Source organism: Sphingosinicella xenopeptidilytica (genome assembly GCF_042676985.1).
GTDB lineage: Bacteria > Pseudomonadota > Alphaproteobacteria > Sphingomonadales > Sphingomonadaceae > Sphingosinicella > Sphingosinicella xenopeptidilytica.
The window spans coordinates 587504-603407 of record NZ_JBHTIK010000015.1; the positions used below are offsets into that span (position 1 = coordinate 587504).

Consider the following 15904-nt stretch of genomic DNA (forward strand, 5'->3'; position numbering starts at 1 on the left):
GGAAATCCTACGGAAGCGCAGAAGCGCATTCCATGTCGTAAACATGCTATGCGGCAGCGACGGCCATAGGTGTTTTATGACAAGCCCGAAGGCTCACTCGTCTCCGAAGAGCGCGATCTCGGGCGTTTTGCCGGCGCGCAGGACCCCTCGCATCATCCCGTTAGTATTAAAGGACAAGGCGGGTGTACCGTCCGGGGCCACGACAATGACACCGCCCGTTCCGCCGAGCGCGGCTGTTTCAGCCTGCACAGCATCGGCCGCAACCTTCGGCCCTTCCCCAAGATAGCGCATACGATCGCAAATCGAATGGGCGGCGGCGCTGCGAATGTAATACTCCCCCATCCCGGTCGCGGAAACCGCGCAGGCGCGATCGTCCGCGTAGGTGCCGGCGCCGATGATCGGAGAATCGCCGACCCGCCCGGAGGGCTTGCCCATGCGGCCTCCCGTAGATGTCGCTGCCGCGAGATGCCCGCGTTGATCACGTGCCACGGCGCCGACCGTGCCATATTTGCGCATACCGTCCAAAGCGGCCGTCGCCCCGGATGCCTTCTGGTGTTTGCGCAGCCAGTCCTTTTCCTCTTCGGTGATGAAGTAACTCGGATCGACCTGTTCAAGCCCGAACCGTCGCGCCTGCGCGTCCGCACCGGGACCCGCGAACATCACCTGCTTGCCATGAGCCATGATGGTGCGCGCCAGGCTCACGGGGTTGCGCGTGGTGGTAACAACCGTGACCGCACCGGCGCGGCGCGTTTCCCCGTCCATGATCGACGCATCGAGTTCGGCTGTGCCGTTTTCCGTAAGAACTGCACCTCGGCCCGCGTTGAAATTGGGATCATCCTCCAAAATTCGCACCGCCGCCTCGACAGCCTCCACGGCCGTGCCGCCCCGTTCCAGCACGTCGCCGCCAGCGGCGAGCGCCCGCTGCAGCCCAGCGCGCAGCAACGCATCCTTCTCGGCGGAGATCTGATCGCGGGTGATGTCGCCTGCACCACCGTGGATGACAAGCGTCCACGCCGCCTCATCCGCGGCACCGGGAGACGCAATGAAAAGAGCGAGAGCGGCTGCGAACGTTCCGATCTTCATGCTTAACCCCTTCATGCCAAGCTCCTTCAGGCCGGTCATCAATGCGACGATGTTTCGGCGGCAGTCTTCAGCCGTGCGAGCGCTTCATCGATCTTGGAAACCGTCTGCGTCGAATAGTCGGTGCGAATGGCATCGATCTCCGCCGGTGCTTTGCGGCCCGATACATCTTCATACCAATACATCTCGAAATCGAGACGCGTGCCTTTGCCCTCGGCGCGGATGCGATGATCGACGAACGCGTATGTTCGCCCGGTTTCCGGATCGGCCATACGCAGGACGAGGCGGCGCCCGGGTTCGGCGAGCAGGATTTCCTCAAGCCGGGAAACAACGCCCTCACCCGCCTTCACGGAATGCATGTAGAGCCCGCCCGCCGCGTCCGGCTTGCCGCGCAGCATCTTCTGCTCTGTCATCGCCGGCATCCAGCGGCGCCTATCGACAAGCACATCCCAGACTGCGCGCGGAGACGCGGCGATGGAAACGCCCGTGCTGCTGAGCGCCGCGACATGGGAGGTCGTCGCGCCAGTCGCCTTCTCGTCCGCGATGAAGCGGTCGACACGCTGCGCAATGATGTTGAGCGGAACAGCACCTCCAGTCAGCACCGCCTTATGGAACCGGCGCACGTCGAAATCCTTGTCAAGCGCCGCCTCCGCCCGTTTCCTGCCCTCGCGGAACGTATCGTAGCCGAGATAGTAGCCCAGTGCCTGACACGGAATATCTGTCGAATAACGAAGAGTTTCCGTTGCGATCTGCTCCGGCCCTTCGAACGTGTTCGCAGCCATGAACGCACGCGCTTTTTCCAGCGGCCAATCCATCGTGTTGAGGCCCGTATCGACGACCAGGCGCGAGGCGAGAAACGACTGCATGACGAGATGGCCGAACCGGTCATACGGCGCATAAAGCCCGGCATCCTCGACGAGCCACGCCGCATATTCCGCCCAGCCTTCCACGTATGGCCCTGCCCCGAGATAGGACTGGACCGGATGCAGCTGCCGACTTTCGCGGGCGAGTGCGATCTGCAGATGATGCCCCGGCATGAGTTCGTGGGCGATCAGGTGATGCGCCCCGATCATCGTGCGCGTTTCAAGACCGGACCCATTGAACCGGTATTGGCCCATGGGGAACGACGGCGATGGCGGCTGATAGACGCCGTAGGTCATGCCCGGCTCATCCGCGGGGTCGAGGCGCTTCACGCCATAAGGCGCCGAGGGCAATTCCGAGAAAAGGCCGGGCAGAAGCAGTGCGATCGTCGCCATGGAGGCTTCGTAACGCGCCACGACCTCGTCCGCAGTCTTTGCAAACCCGCGCGGGTCCGTGCGCATTGCGCGGTCGAACGCGGCGGCGTCGCCCGTGAAACCCGTTTGCGTACGAATTTCAGCCTTTCGCGCATTGATCTCCCCGAGCGCCTTGAGGCCGATCGCGTGGATCTTGTCCGGCGTGAGATCAAGCCCGGTTCCCGCCGCAACGCAGCGCCGATAGCGGTCAAGTCCGCCGCGATACTGGCTGATGCCAACGGCCGTGGGCGCGGCCTTCAGATAGCGATCGTCCAGCACAGCGCGAAGACGATCGAAGGCCGGGAGCAGACGTGTCTCCACCCGTGCCTCGACATCGGCAACGAAGCGGGCCGAAACAGCCGCTGAGAGAGCGGCGAGGCGATCTGGGCCAACGGTCGCGCGTGCAACAGCAGCCGTTCGCGCGCCCTCAAGCGTTTTGAGCGCGCCGGGGAGCGCGGACTTTGGCAGCAGGTTGCCGCGCCGCTGCTGCGCTTTCGTCCGCTCCGCAATGGCATCGACCATCGCCGTGTAGCTATCGATAAGCGCGAGATAGTGCGCCCGCTCCGCATCGGTTTTCACCGCCGCGCTCGCCAGCGCCGCAGCGGCAGCCTGATGCAGGTCGCCGCCGCGATACGGCGTCACCAGAAAATCGAACCAATAGTCCTCGGCGGCGCTCGAACGCGCGCGAAGGTCCTGAAGCAGCGCGAGGCGCAGCTCCGCCTCGGCGGATGAAAGGCCAGCCGTTTCAACAGCCTCGAGCTCACCTGCAAGCGCGGTGGCGCGCGCGGCGTACGCGGTTTCGTCAGCGAACGAGACCCTGCCGATTCGCGTGACGGGAAGCCCCTGCGAAAGGCGCACCTCGACATCCTCCGCAGTGCGCCAGGCGAGAACGGCATCCGCCGCGCGGCGCAGCTGGAGAGAAGATTGAGACTGCGTTTCCGCAGCGGACGGAAAGGCGGCCCCAAGCGCCGCGATGAGGACGATGAAGCGTTGCATGCGCGGCACTCTATCCAGCATCGCCACATCGCCAATAGCATGAATGACACAGGCCGAATGACAAACGGCGGACCTATGCCATTCATGCTAGCGAAATCGCAGCCGCCACGCGTTAGGATCGACGGGAAAGCGAGGTGACATGGAGCACAAGGCGACAATTTCGGTTCTGGCGGTCGTGATGGCGCTTGCCACGACCAGTCCTGTTTCAGCGGCAGATAAGACACCCCTGCAAACGACAGGGGCGCTCGTACCCGATTGCGCCGTCCAGCCGCGCTGGAGCCCTGGCGGCGGCATCGTCTATGCGCGCAGCGGAGAATGGCACCTCTTCGATCCCGAGAAGGGGACGACGGCACCCGCGGCAGCCCCCGCACCCACCGCGCCGTCGCGAACATTCAAACGCGAATTCTGGTTCGCAGGCCCGCTCGATGTCGACGAACTCGCAGCACCGGATGGATCGGCCTTCGCGTCCGTGCACGACTTCAACGTCCGTGTGCGAGCGGCGTCGGGCGGCCCCGCGCGAACGCTGACGACAGACGGCATTGGAGACGTCTCGTGGGATATCGGCCCCTTCGCCGCCGAGGGCTGGTCGCCAGACGGCAGCCTGCTCTTCGCGCTCCGCTACGACCGCTCCAATGTCTTCAAGGCCCCGCAGGTCCGCTATCCCGGCCAGAACGAGGAACTCGTAATGGTTCGCCAGCAGAAGGCGGGCCAGCCGCTCGACCGCGCCCAGCCGTTTCTGCTGCCGGTCGCAGGCGGAGAGCCGCTGCGCCTCGATGTCGGTGATACCAACGACCGCTATTTCGTGCCGCTCGGCTGGACCACGGACAGTACGGAACTTCTCTTCGCCGCGATCAACCGCACGTTCAACCGTATCGAGGTGCTCGCGGCTGGCCGAACAGGCCATGTGCGCACCGTGATGACGGAAACCGGCCAGAGCTTCGTGCGGATGCAGCACGAGGTGCTGTTCCCGATGAGCTACGGTTTCACGATGCTGCCGGACGGCTTCCTGTGGGAATCCGAGCGGGACGGTTGGAACCAGCTTTATCACTACGATCTCAATGGGCGGCTCGTCCGAAAACTGACAAGCAGCGCCTTCCCGGTGGACGAAGTGGCTCGTTTCGATGCCCGCAGCCGAACCGTCTACTTCACGGGCTCGCGCGATCCAGAACGCCCCTACGACCGTCACCTCTATTCTGTCTCACTGGACGGTGGCACCGTCCGCCAGTTGACTGACGGCAAGGGCCGACACGATATTCGCTTCTCTGCAGACGGCGCGCTCTTCATCGACAGCTATTCGACCGTAAACACGCCGCCCCGCCACCTCGTGCGCGATACAGATGGGCGTATCGTTGGTACGATCCTGGAAGCGGACACCACGCAACTCTCCGCAACCGGCAGGCCGTTGCCGGAGGAACTCCGGCTCAAGGCTGCGGACGGCAAAACCGATCTCTACGGCGTCCTCTACAAACCTGATGGTTTCGACCCCGGCAAGCGCTACCCGCTTGTCGAATATGTCTATGGCGGGCCGCAGCTGCGGCTGACTCCGGACCGCTTCTGCCCTGCGCCCGGCTGGTCCTCGTTCCCGCAGGCGCTGGCGCAACGCGGCTATCTCGTTCTCATCCTCGATGCGCGCGGCACACCCGGACGTTCGAAGCGCTTCCACGATGCCGTGATGGGCAACTGGGGCGGGCATGTGGTTGCGGACCACCGCGCCGCGCTGCTCCAGCTCGCGGGCGAGCGGCCCTATATCGATCTTGCTCGCACCGGCGTGATGGGCCGCTCATGGGGCGGCCACTTCGCACTGCGGCTGCTCGCCGAAGCGCCCGATGTCTACAAGGCCGCAGTTTCGATCGTCCCCAGTTTCGATGCGCGCGCCGGCATTCTCTACGAGCCCTACCTAGGCCTGCCCGCAACGAATCCCGCCGTATATGACGAGGCGACCATCTTCCGGCTGGCGCCGAAGGTGAATGGCCCCCTGCTCCTCGTAGGGACCACGCTCGACACCTCAACCCTTGTCGACGTGATGAAGATGACGGACGCGCTGATCGATGCCGACAAGAAATTCGATCTGCTGATCTTCCCGGAGCAGGAGCACCAGATCCTCGGGCACGACCTCGACTATCTGCAGAACCGGATCGAGGATTTCTTTGCAAGTGCGCTGCGCCCCGAATAGCTATTCCGCCTGCGTGGCGATCCAGCGATCCATCTTGGCTTCAAGCACGGCGAGCGAGATCCGGCCGGACGACAGCACCTCGTTGTGGAACCGGCGCAGATCGAAGCGCGTCCCAAGCGCCTTTTCGGCCTTGTCGCGCAGCCGGCGGATCGTGATCTGGCCGACCTTGTAGGAAAGCGCCTGCGCGGGCATGGCGATGTAACGGTCAACCTCGAATTCGACTTCGTTCCGGCTCATCGCGGAGTGCGCTAGCATATAGGCGATCGCCTGCTCTCGCGACCAGCCCTTCGCATGGATGCCCGTGTCCACCACCAGCCGCATCGCGCGCAGCATTTCGTCCGCAAGGTGACCGAAATGCTGATAGGGATCGGTGTAGAACCCCAGTTCCGGACCAAGGCTTTCGGCGTAGAGCGCCCAGCCCTCGCTGAACGCGCTCGGCCCTTCGAAGCGCTGAAAGTTCGGGAGCGCAGCATTCTCCATCGCGAGGCTTGCCTGAAAATGATGCCCCGGCACCGCCTCGTGCAGGTAGAGCGTTTCGTAGACCCATGTGAAGCGCGTCGGCAAGGCATGGGTGTTGAAATAGAAGATGCCGGACCGCGATCCATCCGGCGATCCGCGCGCATATTCTCCGAACGCGGACGTGGCTGCCCGGTAGGCAGGCGTCGGCTGCAGATCGAGCGGGGTTTTCGGCAGAACGGAAAAGGCACGCTCCACGACACCCGTCATGCGGACATCGATCGCGCGAAACGCCTCGTGCATTTCCTCGGCCGAGGCAGGCTGAAAGCGGGGTTCGCGCGTCAGAAACGCTGAGAATTCGGCAAGATTCCCGGAAAAGCCGGTTCCACGCTTCGCCTCCTCCATCGCTGCTGAAATGCGCGCGACCTCGGAGATGCCGAGCCGGTGCGCATCTTCGGGACTGATGGTGGTCGTCGTCTGCCGGTGAATGAGATGGCGATAGAGCGCGTCTCCGCCCGGCAGCGCACCGAGTCCGATGCTTTCCCGTGCGCGCGGCAGATATTCGCTCTTCAACACATCCCGCACCTGCCGGTGCGCAGGTATCAGCCGATCGCGAAGGAACGCCTGATACGCGCCTTCCAGTCGGCGGCGATCGGCATCCGGGACAGCGGCGGGAAACGATAGCAAGGGCTTGTAGAAGGACGACGCCTTGGGATCGTCCACCACCTCGGCGTCGAATTGCTTCAGAGCAGTCTCCGCAACACGCTTTGGCTGTGTCAGATCCCGCCGCAACCCCTCGCGCAAGCGCTGCACCATGCGATCGAGATAGAGCGCATACTCGTCGAGGCGACGGAGGTTGTCCTCATAATCCTGAACGGCCGCAAAAGGCGCAGCGCCCGCGCCGGAACTGAGTTGCGGCATGATGACCTGCCAGCCGAAGAAATGATCCAGCGGCTGGACGTCCGTGATGTGCCGGATGGCCGGCATCGCCCCCTCAAGCGCCAGCGCCTTGTTCCACGCGAACATGTCGTAGGACACCTGCCGCACGGGATCGAGCGTCGCGCGGTCGATCTGTTTCAGTGCCGCCGCTTCCGCCTCAGCGGCCGATCGCTCTGAATCGAGCCAGGCGTCGCTGATCATGTCGCCGAAATGTGGTGTACGGTCCGCGCTGTTCCGACGCAGGCGTTGGATGGGATTGCGCGTCAGATAGGCGGCATCGCTCTCCCGGAACAGCAAGTCCAGGTTTTCGGACCCCAGCTTAGCGCAATTCGTGACCTTTGCCTCAGCGGCAACGTGCGCTGTAAAAAAAACCAGAATACAACTCATAACCATGCGGAAAAGCATACGTCGCGCCCCTGGATGCATGACGAACTTCTCTCAAGGCTGAGCACCGGACAACAATATCAAATTCTTGATAGGCCCGTTCGATGTGCCGAGGAGAGAAGCACAAGCCTTGGTCCGGGCCAGGCAGACACTTGGCGAACCAAAATGGACGTCCATAGACGGCTTCTGGTACCCCCGGTCGGACTCGATGTCCGAACCCATCAATTTGATTTTAAACGATAATAATTAAGCTTTTTCAAGCGATACCATGACCGATACCAAGGGACTTTTTCACGGAATGGTTCGAGTCTTAAAGCGGTTCTGTAGGGACTGCGCTTAGTACCGATTCGTCGTCAAATTTGCTGCGAACTGGAGACCGCCCTTGTTAACGTTGCGGGTCGGCCGCCTCAGTCTCCATGGTGGGCAGGCTGAAAATTGCCTGATGCCTACGTATCTATCCCGACTGGCTCCCTCCCCGCATCGCCGCCCCTGCTAACTCCCAACCAGAGCAAGCGCCTGCTCGCGCATGAGTTCGGCACGCCGTCGCAGGAACGCTTGCACCTCGCCAGCGCGCAAGTGCGCCACCGCGAGGTCGTCAATGAGCTGAGAGGCCAACACTTCGCCTTTTCCCGCTTGCGCAAGGCGCAGGATATGCTCTTGCCAGTCAGACGGCCCGGGGACCTCGCGCTCAAGCACATTGGTCAAGATGATATTTGGGAAGATGCGTGAGGAAGGTCCAAGGTCGATGCCGCTCGCGCGGAGCGCTTCAGCCGAGAAGATTGTTTGGAACGAGTCGAGATCGGCTACCGACATGTAGAGCGACGCTGGAACGACCTCGCCCGTAAGGAGGCTGCGTCCCTCGCGCACGGCGAACATGGCGCCAAAGGCGCCGGAGAGTGCCTTACCCTTGATAAGCCTGCGCTCGAAGAAATCAGCGACTGATAGGCGCAGACGCGGCTCAAGGCCTCGGATTTGCCCGGCTATGAGTGCGCGCCAACCTTCGACCGCGCGAACGACATAGTGATCAGGCTTACCACGCAAGCTCTCATTGAAACCCGCAGCCCAAAACCAGCGCTCGAGCAAATCTAGCTCCGGCCCGCTTGCCTCTGCCATGCCGACTGCCTTGAACAGCACGAGCAATTGCCCCTCATAAGGCACATAGGCGCTGCTCTCGATGCGCAGCCGCTCGCGCAGAAAGGCGGCGACCTCTTCAAGCCGTTGCGGGAACTGCGCAAAGGCTTGCGAAAGCTCGCCGGGAGTCCGTGCACGCAGCGTCAGTAACTCTTCGCGAGATGGCTGGACGCCTAGCATGAGCCCAACGCACTTTATGATGGTCTCGTCTGACACCTCAAGGCCGTCCTCGCCCAACGCCTCTTGGGCTGTATCTAGCGCGCGATTGAGGTCAAACGCCTGATTCCAAGTGATCGCGCGCATGAAGTCGACGGTGTCGAGCCGCGTCCCGGTCGAGTTGATGCGCTCAAAAATCCCAACAATGCGGTCGATGTCATGGCCAGCGATGCGCACCACTGGGATCATATAATCCTGGAACGCTCCCTGAGTGGCGAGAAGTTCCTCGAGAAGCTTGTCACCATCGGGCAGCTCGGCGAGCCGCGCCTGGTGTTCGAGCATCCGCCGCGGCGAGATCAGCGCTGCCAGCGGAATTGCAGCCTCGGCCTGTTGGGGCGTGAGATCAGCTGCATGATAGAAATTCTGCCGCCGCAGGTCATAAAGGACATTGAAGACCTCGTCGTCGCCAAGCTTGAAGTGGAATGTACCATAGAGCGTCGAAAGGCGCTGCATACCATCGAGGATATAGCTGGTGGGATATGACTCTGTGACGAGCGGAAAAGCTGAGACCTGGCTCGAGGCGATCTCGAGCATTTTTTGTTCAACGTGCCACAAGAGAATGCTGCCGACCGGATAATGCTCACGCACGCTTGCGAGAAGTTCAATCACTTGTCGCTCGCGCCAGATGAAATCGCGCTGGAAGGCCGGAATGCGAAGCTCGCCAGCTGCAATTTGACGGAAGATCGTGAAGAGATGGACCACGAAGGGTTGGGGGGCGCTGATCATTAGCTTGTTCTTTCATCCTCGTCGTCCAGCGCTTCAGCTGGCTCGCCGCTGTCGTCCGTGGCATCCTCGTCAGCAGCTTCTTCACCAGCGGCTTTCTCGCCATCGGACTCAGGTGGCAGCGGCGCGATGTCCGCGTCCAGCCCACCTTGGGCGACATCCTCGTTGTCGGTCGCGCCCGGGGCAGAGCGACCCGCGTCCGCTTTCCCAGCTTCTTTCTCGCCTTCAGCAAACGGCGGCTCGAGGCCTAGCACCTCGTCACGAAAGGTCTGGATAATCCCTTCAAGAAGATGAAGCGTGTGGCCAAGATAGGCTGAGCGGAACTGCTGGGTGCGAGGATTCCAGCGCCATTCTGTGCTCGAGCGGTCAGACACCGAAGTCCGGTTGGTTTCATATAAGCCATGGGTCAGCGCGGTTATACTCTCAGCGAGTTGAGTGGTGACCTGCAGCTCAAGCCATATATCGCGCGCCTCGACCGCATCACCGACCGCCATGTCAACCGGTGTGCGGATGTAGCAGTGCCAGGCGTGATAGCCCGTCTCGCTGTGCATAGGGTAAGAACGATAGCCAAACTCACGGCGCTCGCAGAAGTGTTCGATCCCCTCGGCGACGAACCTAGGCCCGTCCATATATTTGCATACCAACCGTGTGCGAATGAGGTCGTTCATCTTAGGATGGCTGTAAAGCGTGGCATATTCGACTAACCCGTCACGCGGCGCTGCTGGATAGTTGCGATTTTGAAGACAATTGATGCGATAGACCTTGGTCAGCATGCTCGCATAGGGCTTGACCAATAGCTGCAGATCGGTTGGCTTAGCCGGATAGTAAAGAAGCTCCGGCCGTCCGCCCGCATAATCGCTGGCGAGCTCGACCAGAAAGGCGGTGAGTTCGCCCATCAGTCCGTCAAGCTGCAGGTAGTTTCGCGCGCCTGACAGATTGAAATCGTAAATGCGCTTGCCGCGCTCAAGCGGGTCGGGAAAGCCTAGTGCTGCCCCGTGGCTCGCAAAATATTCCGTTTCGCTTGGCTTACAAGCCGACCGACGAGGACGAACGCTACTGTGCCCCGCCGCGGCGGCGGTGCCCGGCGCTTCCTCCTCGCCGCTCATCGCCTGAGCGCTCGCATCAAGCCTAGTCGACGCGCGCGCTCAGCGCATGCGAGCGACCGCATTCTTGCTCTTGCGCCCGGCCTCATGCCACCCGATAATTCACGAAATAATACCAAGCTGCCCCGATCCCGCCTCATGGCATGGCACGATGCGAGATTCGCGTAGTCGACGCAACATCGATCTTCCCCCATTCCGCGCGAATGCATGCATGTTGCCAAAGCTAGGCAGGAACTGACGTGCTTGCAGCTTCCAGCCAAAAATCAGCCACGCAGATCTTGGAGCTTGCGCTGCCCTAGGCCGTGTTGACAAAAGACTTAAGCCATAGGCGTGCTGCGGCGAGGTTGAGGAAGCTCTCGAACGACAAGATTGTCTTGTCGTAGCGGGTAACGATGCGGCGCTGTTGCTTCAGTTTGCTGAACATCCGCTCGATGCGGTTGCGGTCCCTGTAGCGCCGATAGTCCGGGTGGACTGGGGTCTTGCGGTTCGATCGAGGTGGGATGATCGGCAGAATACCGGGCATGAGCAGGTTTTCGCGGAACCGGTCGCCATCGTAGCCCTTGTCGGCCAGCAACGCCTTTGGCTTGGGCAACGGCAGGGCCATCAGGTCATCGACGGCAGCGTAGTCCGAAGCCTCGCCGCCGGTCAGGATGAACCCGATAGGCAGTCCTTGATTGTCGCAGCGGGCATGGACTTTGCTCGTAAAGCCGCCGAGTGATCGACCAAAAGCCTGCGCACAAGCCCCCCTTTTCCGCCCACTGCCGCGACATGGCCGCGAACCGTGGTGCTGTCGATCATGTGCTGCCAGTCGTCTGTCAGGCCGAGATCAACCAGCGTCTGCAGCAGGGCATCCCAGACACCCTGTTCGGCCCAGCGTCGGAACCGCACATAGACGGAGTTCCACTTGCCGTAGCGCTCGTGCATGTCGCGCCAGGGGCAGCCAACCCGCAATACATGAAGCATGCCGTTGAGAAAGCGCCGATTATCGCCAGCAGGCCGGGACCAGCGCCCCCGCTCAGATGGCAGCAGCGGGCCGATCAGTTCCCACTCCGCATCCGACAAGTCCCCACGGCCCATGACTGCTCCCCCAAAAGCAACCTTGAATCAGAAATGGACCAGTTTGGGAATCCCGGACAGCAACACCGCTCATGCGGGTCTCGACCTCGTGCAAGGCAAGCCCCAGCCGCAGCGCGATGCGGTCATGCGAAAGCCCCTCCCAGGCCAGCTCCAGCACCTGCCGGGATACGGGATCGAGCGCCAAGAACGCCGTTCGGTAGCGCGCACCCACGCCCGCGATCCGGCTGATTGCCTTCACCATATGACGCTCGACACGCCATTCGCTGATGCCCATTTCTCGCGCGATCTCGGCATAGCGCTTACCCTCTACGCGGTGCGCCATGAACACGACGAGCGTTGTCTCCGGCAGACCTTCAAGCACCCGCCGCATAACAGAAAGCCGGTCCATCTCCTGCGGCACGGTGGCTCCATTGATACGCTGCTGCATCCCTCTTCTCCCTCTCCAACAGCCGCACCCGGCGGAAGAGCGGGGTGGGCGGCGGAGCGCCGACAGGTCCGGCCTAAAGGGCCGGGCCTGCACCCGAAGGGCTGGAACGCACGTGGAAGACCCGCGTCAGCGGGTTGCAGGACCGGCACGGCCGGGCCAAAGGCAAAGCGACCCGCACACACCGCGCGGGAGCCGGATTAAACAGCTTCCAGACCGCCGAAGGCGGGATGGCGCTATGCAGGCGTGCGAACTTTATGACGGCTTCCCGGCCAAAGATGTTCGTAGAATAGGTATCTGCCGCAGGCGCTACGACATCGAGATGTTAGTGGCGGGTGGTCGCACGAGCGAATAAGAAGGCGCCATGATCGAAAATGAAATCAAGAGACTCGTTGAGGAGCATTATGCCGATGCTGAAGCGGAAGTTCTGCTTCTTTCAAATCTCGGCGTGCGGCTAACCAAGGAAGGTCTTTGGCCGCCGGCGAATGACAAACGGACGCTTTTGGAGGCGGCGGAAGCAACAGCAGACATCACGGTGGTTCGGGACGAAACCGCGAAATCGTTCATTGCGATTGTTCGGGCGGGCGACGAACAGCGGGCCGTCAGGGCGATTGCCAACCGTCAGAAGCGCCATTTTCTGCGCGGTTTGCCGCGCGCCCTGCTCCTCGCCTTCACTTTGGACATGGCGGAGGGCCAGGTCATGGCCGTGCGTCTTGGCCCGAAGATCAGCTATGTCGGCGGCCCCGCAGCAGAAGAGGGATCGATTGTCGTCGACCAGGATCTTCGCATAGTCGGCCTCGACGCGATGGACGTGACGGCGCTCTCTGAGGCCGACGTCGAGCGGCTCGATACGAATATTAAGGCCTGGTGCGAGCGTCACGAGGTCGACCCCTCCAGCCTCGTCCGCGTTCACGGCAAATCGGCGGCCGCAAAAGCGCCGACAGCGGCGCCTGCTCGATCGAGCGCCCTCGAACGGCTCTATGCCGCTCAGGAGCCCGACGTGGCGAAACGCCTAAGCGTGCCGATCGATATCGCGCTTACCCTGAGCCGCATGCCCTGATGTCGACGGGGTCACGGCGCCGACGGGTTGTGCAACCGCGCGGCCCCCAACCGATGTATGTGGTGGCCGGCTTGCCAAAGTCGATCCACAAGGAGGCTGTTGACACATTGCAGGCACGGTTGCCGCTCGCGATCGTCAAAGGGATACCGTCGCCGAGCCAGGACGGCGCGCTCTACTCACCTGCCCTCGTCAATAGCCTGGTGCGATCGGTCGGAGAGTTCGCGGTGCGCCGACGCACGAGGGGCAATGCTCAGCCGACACCAGGTTCGATTACCCTGCTCTTCGTCCCCGCGCCCGATCAGGAGCGGTTGCTTCGGCGGTTCGATTTCGCGCTCATGTCCGCTCCGTTGCCGACGCTCGTCGCTCGAGATGGGCGCTATCAACAGCTGCGGCATGATCGCGACGCTGCGGTCGCCGCGCTGGTTGAGGCGGTGAGGGCTTCCGGAGAGGCGCGCACAAATCTGAATCATGTGGCGCGGCGGTTGGGATATCGCTCGGACAATGAGGCGCTGTTGCTTCCGCCGCGCAACTTCATGACCCAGGATGGCGATCTCGTGCCGGCATTTCTGGATCTTCGGCAAGGGAATCGCCTTTGGACGGATCGCCTCGAGGAACTGGGGCCGACCGCGCTGACCCATGATGACGTCCCGGCGCGCATTCAGCATCAGCAAACCCGGCGCGTGTTCGTCGACAGCCGCGCGGTCGGCTTCTTCATTGCCCATCCCGCAGCCTATGACGGCGCGGCGCGGGAGGTCGAAGACGACGAAGACGTAGATCAACTCCTCGACACATTGCGTTCGCTTTACCGTTTCGGCGGTGCGCTCGAACCCGGCCTTCATCACGACGCGCAGCGGAGCGACAGCTCCGCGTTGGGTGGGGCGATCTTCGAGTGCTGCGAGAAGGGGCGGATCAGCGCCAACGCGCCATACGCCAACGTCTATCCGAACGATTTTGTCAGGGTCGCGAACTACACGGCGGTGGAATAGATAATCCGCCGACACTCTCAAGCGAGTGTACGGCGATTATCTAACAAACACCCTATCGCTCATCAGCCGGTCGAAAGGCTTGGAAGCCTATCGTTCCACTCAGGTCGCAACCGGAGCGGAAGGTCCGTAGGGACCAGCGGATCTTGAAGCCGTAGCTCCAGCGCTTTTTCCTAACTGCCGTTAGAATCCACGCGATGCCCATAGGGGCATTAGATGGCGCCTACATGGCACCTTTAAAGATAATGTCAATATCGGGCGTATTGCGCGCCCGTGAGAGTGTCTATGATGTGGGGTGCGCCAGCAGGACTTGAACCTGCGACCCCCGCGGCCGTATATCGGCGGTGTCACCCGACCGACTACGTAGCAACCGCGGACTCTATCCGTCTGAGCTACGGCGCAATTCCGTGATCACTCCTCGTCCGCATCCTTGTTGTGGACAAGCTTCAGCCGGCGCGGCGCACCCTTGCGGTCGCGCTTGACCTGCTCGCGCTCGCTCTTGTCCTTCATTTCGTCCAGCTTTTCCTCGGCGAACGGCATCACCGCCGCAATCAGACCGTCGAGATGATAGATGTTGGTCTTGCTGCCGGTCGGCGTGCGCCGCTCTTCGCGGGTGATGTAGTTCGCCCCTTCCATGGCCGCGATGTGCTTCTGGATCGTTCGCGGATGCACGTTCATCGCTTTCGCCATCGTGCCCTTCGACGGGTAGGGCTTACCTTCCGCCTTCCACCACTTGCTCGCCAGATAGAGGATGATGTTCATGTCGAGCGGGGTGAGATCGAGCTGACGCTGGTTCTCGATGATGACGCTCGGAAGCGCGGTCCAACCGGCATCCATGAGCGGCTTCGACCATTTCTTCTCATTGGTCTTCAGGCTTTCGACGGCTTTGGTTTGGGCTTTCACGGGCATGGCGTATCTCGCTTTCACGGACCTATATGTGCCTGACCGTGCCGCAGCGCAAGTTTGACCGGGAGGCACAGACGCCCAGGAGGGGGAGGTTCTTGGGCCTGCCAGTGGGAGCCGCTGGCGGCTCGGTCCGGGAGCCCGACGGGGCCTACAAAGTAGGGATATTGGGTAATCAGGATTCCCGTTCACGCATATTCCGCTATGCGCATAACCCAGTATCCCCAACGGGGAGGCCTAGGCGCCTCCCCATCTCCGAAAAATTTCCAATTCCGAGGTCGTCGGCAACTCAGTAGCCGTTCGCAGCGGAAGGTTCGAGCGGGATCCGGACCAAGAGGTTTGTGGACTTCGTCGCCTCGCCATCATTGGCCAGTCAGACGTCACCTCGCATCTCCATCACTGCGCCCTCGCACCAGGTGGCTATGATCCAATGCGCCTGGAACAGTTGATCGAGATCGACGGCGACGCCGACATAGGGCTTGCCGGCGGGATCAGTGGGATAGCGGAAGCGGTCGGCGAGCGGATCGAAAGACTGCACTTGCGCGATCATCGACCGCACATTGTTGGCCAGATCGTCATCGTCCTCGCAGCCTTCCTCTGCACGAATGTCGAGAAGCTGCTGAAATAGCTTCTCCAGATTGTGGCCGGGACTCCCCCGCATCGATCCCGCAAGCTCGAGGATCGCGGACTTGATCGCCAACTCGACGCTCTGTCGCCACAATGAGAGCAGCGGACGATCGAGCAGCCCGGAGCTGTCGACCCGCGCCAAATCCCACAGGCTCTCGAACCCGCGTTGAAAGCTGTAGGACACGAGATCCCAAGAGCCGGCCATAAGGTCGGTCGACAGATCCCGTACGAATGGGCGCAGCGTAGGCTGCGCCTGAACAATCTCTTCGACGAGGGCCTCGCGGCGCTGGTACGACATCATTACCTATCCAGTTGAAGCTCATCGTTATCAGCTTGCGCGCGATCTGACTAAGGC

11 protein-coding genes, 1 tRNA gene and 1 pseudogene are annotated in these 15904 nt (G+C 61.9%); 3 read left to right on the forward strand and 10 right to left on the reverse strand.

What is annotated here, in order from left to right; all coding sequences use genetic code 11:
• Window positions 1-93: 93 nt before the first annotated feature.
• Complete coding sequence (locus ACFQ00_RS19515; protein WP_381494976.1) at window positions 94-1122, reverse strand: isoaspartyl peptidase/L-asparaginase family protein; 1029 nt, start codon at window positions 1120-1122, stop codon at window positions 94-96.
• Complete coding sequence (locus ACFQ00_RS19520; protein ID WP_381494978.1) at window positions 1122-3350, reverse strand: DUF885 family protein; 2229 nt, start codon at window positions 3348-3350, stop codon at window positions 1122-1124. The genes ACFQ00_RS19515 and ACFQ00_RS19520 overlap by 1 nt, the downstream gene beginning before the upstream one ends.
• Before the next feature lie 139 nt (window positions 3351-3489).
• Between ACFQ00_RS19520 and ACFQ00_RS19525 the strand changes: the two genes are divergently transcribed.
• Window positions 3490-5523: a S9 family peptidase gene (locus ACFQ00_RS19525; protein ID WP_381494981.1), complete on the forward strand. Its 2034-nt coding sequence runs from the start codon at window positions 3490-3492 to the stop codon at window positions 5521-5523.
• Here the strand turns inward: ACFQ00_RS19525 and ACFQ00_RS19530 are convergent, their stop codons facing one another.
• The 5 genes and pseudogenes from ACFQ00_RS19530 to ACFQ00_RS19550 form a co-directional block, all read right to left on the reverse strand.
• Window positions 5524-7215 (reverse strand): DUF885 domain-containing protein, encoded by a 1692-nt coding sequence (locus tag ACFQ00_RS19530; protein WP_381494983.1) that lies wholly within the window; start codon window positions 7213-7215, stop codon window positions 5524-5526.
• A gap of 579 nt (window positions 7216-7794) precedes the next feature.
• Window positions 7795-9375: a GmrSD restriction endonuclease domain-containing protein gene (locus ACFQ00_RS19535; RefSeq protein WP_381494988.1), complete on the reverse strand. Its 1581-nt coding sequence runs from the start codon at window positions 9373-9375 to the stop codon at window positions 7795-7797.
• Window positions 9375-10478: a hypothetical protein gene (locus ACFQ00_RS19540; RefSeq protein ID WP_381494991.1), complete on the reverse strand. Its 1104-nt coding sequence runs from the start codon at window positions 10476-10478 to the stop codon at window positions 9375-9377. The genes ACFQ00_RS19535 and ACFQ00_RS19540 overlap by 1 nt, the downstream gene beginning before the upstream one ends.
• Before the next feature lie 292 nt (window positions 10479-10770).
• Window positions 10771-11552: pseudogene (locus ACFQ00_RS19545) on the reverse strand (IS5 family transposase).
• Window positions 11491-11979, reverse strand: a complete 489-nt coding sequence (locus ACFQ00_RS19550; RefSeq protein ID WP_381494994.1) for a sigma factor-like helix-turn-helix DNA-binding protein — start codon at window positions 11977-11979, stop codon at window positions 11491-11493. Before ACFQ00_RS19550 ends, ACFQ00_RS19545 begins: the two are co-directional and overlap by 62 nt.
• Window positions 11980-12340: 361 nt before the next feature.
• Between ACFQ00_RS19550 and ACFQ00_RS19555 the strand changes: the two genes are divergently transcribed.
• Together ACFQ00_RS19555 and ACFQ00_RS19560 are read left to right on the forward strand one after the other, a co-directional pair.
• Window positions 12341-13036 (forward strand): hypothetical protein, encoded by a 696-nt coding sequence (locus ACFQ00_RS19555; protein ID WP_381494998.1) that lies wholly within the window; start codon window positions 12341-12343, stop codon window positions 13034-13036.
• Between the two features lie 53 nt (window positions 13037-13089).
• Entirely contained in the window at window positions 13090-14022 is a 933-nt protein-coding gene (locus tag ACFQ00_RS19560; protein WP_381495001.1) for a hypothetical protein, read from the forward strand.
• A 292-nt stretch (window positions 14023-14314) separates the two neighbouring features.
• On the opposite strand, the gene ACFQ00_RS19565 is transcribed toward ACFQ00_RS19560, so the two are convergent.
• The 3 genes from ACFQ00_RS19565 to ACFQ00_RS19575 all read right to left on the reverse strand — a co-directional run bounded on the left by ACFQ00_RS19565 (window position 14315) and on the right by ACFQ00_RS19575 (window position 15850).
• Window positions 14315-14421 (reverse strand) — tRNA-OTHER (locus ACFQ00_RS19565).
• Between the two features lie 9 nt (window positions 14422-14430).
• Complete coding sequence (locus ACFQ00_RS19570) at window positions 14431-14928, reverse strand: helix-turn-helix domain-containing protein (RefSeq protein WP_381495003.1); 498 nt, start codon at window positions 14926-14928, stop codon at window positions 14431-14433.
• A gap of 367 nt (window positions 14929-15295) precedes the next feature.
• A complete protein-coding gene (locus tag ACFQ00_RS19575; protein ID WP_381495006.1) occupies window positions 15296-15850 on the reverse strand; it encodes a hypothetical protein in 555 nt (184 codons plus the stop codon).
• Between the last annotated feature and the right edge of the window lie 54 nt (window positions 15851-15904).

Bases quoted from the DNA above. Each gene is read 5' to 3' on its own strand.
- ACFQ00_RS19515 (WP_381494976.1), bottom strand. From the start codon at position 1,122: ATGACCGGCCTGAAGGAGCTTGGCATGAAGGGGTTAAGCATGAAGATC.
- ACFQ00_RS19520 (WP_381494978.1), bottom strand. From the start codon at position 3,350: ATGCAACGCTTCATCGTCCTCATCGCGGCGCTTGGGGCCGCCTTTCCG.
- ACFQ00_RS19525 (WP_381494981.1), top strand. From the start codon at position 3,490: ATGGAGCACAAGGCGACAATTTCGGTTCTGGCGGTCGTGATGGCGCTT.
- ACFQ00_RS19535 (WP_381494988.1), bottom strand. From the start codon at position 9,375: ATGATCAGCGCCCCCCAACCCTTCGTGGTCCATCTCTTCACGATCTTC.
- ACFQ00_RS19540 (WP_381494991.1), bottom strand. From the start codon at position 10,478: ATGAGCGGCGAGGAGGAAGCGCCGGGCACCGCCGCCGCGGCGGGGCAC.
- ACFQ00_RS19550 (WP_381494994.1), bottom strand. From the start codon at position 11,979: ATGCAGCAGCGTATCAATGGAGCCACCGTGCCGCAGGAGATGGACCGG.
- ACFQ00_RS19555 (WP_381494998.1), top strand. From the start codon at position 12,341: ATGATCGAAAATGAAATCAAGAGACTCGTTGAGGAGCATTATGCCGAT.
- ACFQ00_RS19560 (WP_381495001.1), top strand. From the start codon at position 13,090: ATGTATGTGGTGGCCGGCTTGCCAAAGTCGATCCACAAGGAGGCTGTT.
- ACFQ00_RS19570 (WP_381495003.1), bottom strand. From the start codon at position 14,928: ATGCCCGTGAAAGCCCAAACCAAAGCCGTCGAAAGCCTGAAGACCAAT.
- ACFQ00_RS19575 (WP_381495006.1), bottom strand. From the start codon at position 15,850: ATGATGTCGTACCAGCGCCGCGAGGCCCTCGTCGAAGAGATTGTTCAG.